This is a genomic window from Ruegeria sp. AH12 (assembly GCF_056541465.1).
Window position 1 is genome coordinate 1 of sequence record NZ_JBQFYL010000030.1, and the last position, 4110, is coordinate 4110.

Sequence of the window (4110 nt, forward strand, 5' to 3'; positions counted from 1 at the left end):
GGCGACGTGGTGGCCAAACGCCTGACGGCATTGGCGGATGACATGCGCAAAAAGGGGGCCGCGTTCTCGAAAGAAGGTTGGTCAGAGCTGGTCGAAATGCACGAGGGGATTGTGGCCAACCTGAAACTGGCCTCGAACGTGCTGATCTCGGACGATCTGGAAAGCGCGCGTCTGCTGAGCCTGGAAAAAACCGAAATCAAGCGGGCCGAGCGTGACAGTCGCAAACGCCACCTTAAACGCTTGCAACATGGCAGCGCAGAAAGCTTTGAAACCAGCGACATCCACCTCGAAACGCTGCGCGCCTTTCGCGAATTCAACAGTCACATCGCGGCCGTCGCCTATCCGATCCTGTATCGCAACGGGCAGTTGCTTGAAACCCGTCTGATCGAAGAAATGCCGCAGATGGAACAGGATGCGGATACCGAGGTCAAAGGATGACCGGATCGGTCGAAATCCTGAACCAGGTGGGCGTTGGGCGCGTCGTTCTGCTGTGTGAACATGCAAGCAACCGCATTCCGGCAGAGTTTGATGATTTGGGATTGTCCGCATCCGCGCGCGTCAGCCATGCTGCTTGGGATCCGGGCGCGATGGCGCTGACACGGGCGCTGTCGATAGCGCTTGATGCTCCGGTCGTGGCCTCGACCGTCTCGCGATTGGTCTATGATTGCAACCGTCCGCCCGAGGCGGCAAGCGCAATGCCCGAGAAATCAGAACTGATCGAAGTGCCGGGCAATGTGGGCCTCGATCAATCGCAACGCGATGCACGCATCCAGGCAGTGTATGCCCCGTTCTGTCAGGCAGTTGCACAGGTTCTGGATGCGCGCGGTCCGGATACAGTCGTTGTGACTATTCACTCCTTCACGCCAGTCTATTTTGGGCAGCCGCGCGCGGTTGAACTTGGACTTCTCCATGACGAGGACAGCCGTCTGGTCGATGCCATGCTGGATCACATGGATCAGATCCCGCATCGCCGCACGGAACGCAATCAGCCCTATGGCCCCGCTGACGGTGTAACGCATTCGCTCCGTCTCCATGCGCTGAGCCGGGGGCTGGCCAATGTGATGATCGAAGTACGCAATGATCTTTTGGGCAATGAAATACAGGTTGCCAACATGTCCCGGGACATACTGGCGCTGCTTGAACCGGCGCTGAACGATATCACGATCAGGGAGGACGCATCGTGAGCGCGACGCTGACATTTGAGCATTTGAAGGCTGAGGTTTCGTCTGGCGAGATTGATACGGTATTGGTTTGTCTGGTTGACATGCAGGGCCGTTTGATGGGGAAGCGGTTTCATGCGGGTCATTTTGTTGCGGGAGCGTGGGAAGAGACGCATTGCTGCAACTATCTGCTGGCGACGGATCTCGAGATGGGGACGCCGGACGGGTATGCGTCGACCAGTTGGGAGCGGGGCTATGGCGATTATGTGATGAAGCCGGATCTGAGCACGCTGCGTCCGGTGCCGTGGCTGGAAGGTACGGCGATGGTGATGTGCGATGTGCTGGATCATCACACGCATGAAGAAGTGCCACACGCGCCGCGCTCGATCCTGAAACGTCAGGTGAACCGGCTGAAGGCGATGGGCTATGACGCGATGTGCGCCACCGAGCTGGAGTTTTTCCTGTTCGAGAAAAGCTTTGATCAGATCCGCAAGGAAGGTTTTCGCGACCTTGAGCCGATCTCGGGGTACAACGAAGACTATCACATCCTTCAGACCACCAAGGAAGAGCATGTGATGCGCCCGATCCGCAACCATCTGTGGGATGCGGGGATACCGGTCGAGAACACGAAAGGTGAGGCCGAGACCGGGCAGGAAGAGCTGAACATCAAATATGCGCCTGCGATGGAGACGGCCGAGTATCACTCGATCGCCAAGAACGCGGTGAAAGAGATTGCCTGGCAGCATGGGCATGCCGCGACCTTCCTGCCGAAATGGCATCATGAGAAAGTGGGCAGTTCCAGCCACGTGCATCAGTCGCTCTGGTCCGAGGGGCGGCCGATCTTTTTCGACGAAAAAGACCCGCTCGGCATGTCGGATGTGATGAAAAGCTACATGGCGGGTCTGCTGAAATACGCCGCCGATTACACCTGTTTCATGGCGCCCTACATCAACAGCTACAAGCGGTTCATGAAGGGGACCTTTGCGCCGACGCGGATCATCTGGTCGGTGGACAACCGCACCGCCGGGTTCCGCCTGTGCGGTGACGGCACCAAGGCGGTGCGGGTGGAATGCCGTATCCCGGGCTCGGATATGAACCCCTATCTGGCGATGGCTGGGATGCTGGCGGCGGGGATCGCTGGGATCGAAGAAGGGCTGGAGTTGCAGCCGCCGACCACGGGCGACGTCTATCAGGGAGAGACGGGGATGATCCCGGGCGATCTGCGCGCGGCGCGGGATGCGCTGCATGGCTCGGCGATGTTGCGGGCTGCGATGGGAGATGACGTTGTCGATCACTATGCGCGCGCGGCCGAGGTTGAGATCGAAGAGTTTGAGCGCGTGGTGACCGATTGGGAAATTGCCCGCGGGTTTGAGCGGGCTTGAGAGGGTGAAAGCGAGGGGCCAGCCCCGCCGCCATTGGCGCTCGAACCAATGGCGCACCAATGGCGGCCCCCGAGATATTTATGGCCAGATGAAGCAGGGATCCTGCTCTCTTTAGAGATGGAGTGACTATGGGGCAGATGTTGCAATGTGTCTCGCCGATTGATGGGTCGGTTTTTGCCGAGCGCGAGGTGTTGTCGCGGGAGGCGGCGTTTGAGGTTGCGGGCCGGGCGCGGGCCGCACAGGCGGCTTGGGCGGCGCGGCCCTTGCGGGAGCGCATTGATCTCGTGATGGCGGGTGTGGCTGCTGTCGGCGCGATGAATGAGGAAATCGTGCCCGAGTTGGCGCATATGATGGGTCGCCCGGTGCGCTATGGCGGTGAGTTTGGCGGCTTCAACGAGCGCGCAAGCCACATGGCCACGATTGCCGAAGAGGCGCTGGCCGATATTGCCGTGGGCGAAGATGAGACGTTCAAGCGCTATATCAGGCGCATCCCGCATAGGGTGGTGTTTGTGGTGGCGCCGTGGAACTACCCCTACATGACGGCGATCAACACGGTGGCCCCGGCGCTGATCGCGGGTAATACGGTGATCCTGAAACACGCCACGCAGACCCTGCTGGTGGGCGAGCGTATGGCGCAGGCCTTCCATGCAGCGGGTGTGCCGGAAGACGTGTTCCAGAATGTCTTTCTGAGCCATGACGTGACCAACGATCTGATCGCGGGCAATGCGTTCGACTTCGTGAACTTCACCGGCTCGGTCGGCGGCGGCCAGGCGATGGAGCGCGCGGCGGCGGGCACCTTTACCGGCGTCGGGACTGAGCTGGGCGGCAAGGATCCGGGTTATGTGATGGACGATGCCGATCTGGAGGCGGCGGTTGAGACGCTGATCGACGGGGCAATGTTCAACGCGGGCCAGTGCTGCTGCGGGATCGAGCGGATTTATGTGCATGAAAGCCTGTATGACGACTTCGTCGCCAGGGCGGTGGAGATCGTGAAGGGCTATAAGCTGGGCAATCCGCTGGACGCTGAGACCACCATTGGCCCGATGGCCAATGTGCGCTTTGCCGATGAGGTGCGGGCGCAGATTGCCGAGGCGGTCGAGGCTGGTGCGGTGGCCCATATCGACATTTTCCCCGAGGATGATGGCGGCGCATATCTGACGCCGCAGATCCTGACCAATGTCACCCATGACATGCGGGTGATGCGGGATGAAAGCTTTGGTCCGGTAGTGGGCATCATGAAAGTGTCCTCGGATGACGAGGCCACCCGGCTGATGAATGACAGCGCGTTTGGCCTGACAGCGAGCCTCTGGACCCGCGATCTGGACCGTGCAGCGCGGGTGGGTGACCAGATTGAGACGGGCACCGTCTTCATGAACCGGGCCGATTATCTGGATCCCGGCCTGTGCTGGACCGGCTGCAAGAATACCGGGCGCGGCGGCGGTCTGTCGGTCATTGGCTATCACAACCTGACACGTCCCAAATCCTATCACCTGAAAAAGGTCACGGGCTAAGGACGCCGGCCTGCCTCGGAATGACCCCCTCGCCGGGGGAGGCCTTTTGACACGAAG

At 60.3% G+C, this 4110-nt stretch carries 3 protein-coding genes and 1 pseudogene; all 4 read left to right on the forward strand.

From position 1 onward, the window contains the following. Window positions 1-438 (forward strand): annotated as a pseudogene (locus ACR0EL_RS21235) (Na/Pi cotransporter family protein); the annotation flags it as partial. Then, complete coding sequence (locus ACR0EL_RS21240; RefSeq protein ID WP_170399487.1) at window positions 435-1184, forward strand: N-formylglutamate amidohydrolase; 750 nt, start codon at window positions 435-437, stop codon at window positions 1182-1184. The pseudogene ACR0EL_RS21235 and the gene ACR0EL_RS21240, both read left to right, overlap by 4 nt. Then, window positions 1181-2542: a glutamine synthetase family protein gene (locus ACR0EL_RS21245; protein WP_480502138.1), complete on the forward strand. Its 1362-nt coding sequence runs from the start codon at window positions 1181-1183 to the stop codon at window positions 2540-2542. Before ACR0EL_RS21240 ends, ACR0EL_RS21245 begins: the two co-directional genes overlap by 4 nt. Before the next feature lie 128 nt (window positions 2543-2670). Beyond that, window positions 2671-4053: an aldehyde dehydrogenase family protein gene (locus ACR0EL_RS21250; protein WP_170399863.1), complete on the forward strand. Its 1383-nt coding sequence runs from the start codon at window positions 2671-2673 to the stop codon at window positions 4051-4053. Window positions 4054-4110: the final 57 nt, after the last annotated feature.

Bases quoted from the DNA above. Each gene is read 5' to 3' on its own strand.
- ACR0EL_RS21240 (WP_170399487.1), top strand. From the start codon at position 435: ATGACCGGATCGGTCGAAATCCTGAACCAGGTGGGCGTTGGGCGCGTC.
- ACR0EL_RS21250 (WP_170399863.1), top strand. From the start codon at position 2,671: ATGGGGCAGATGTTGCAATGTGTCTCGCCGATTGATGGGTCGGTTTTT.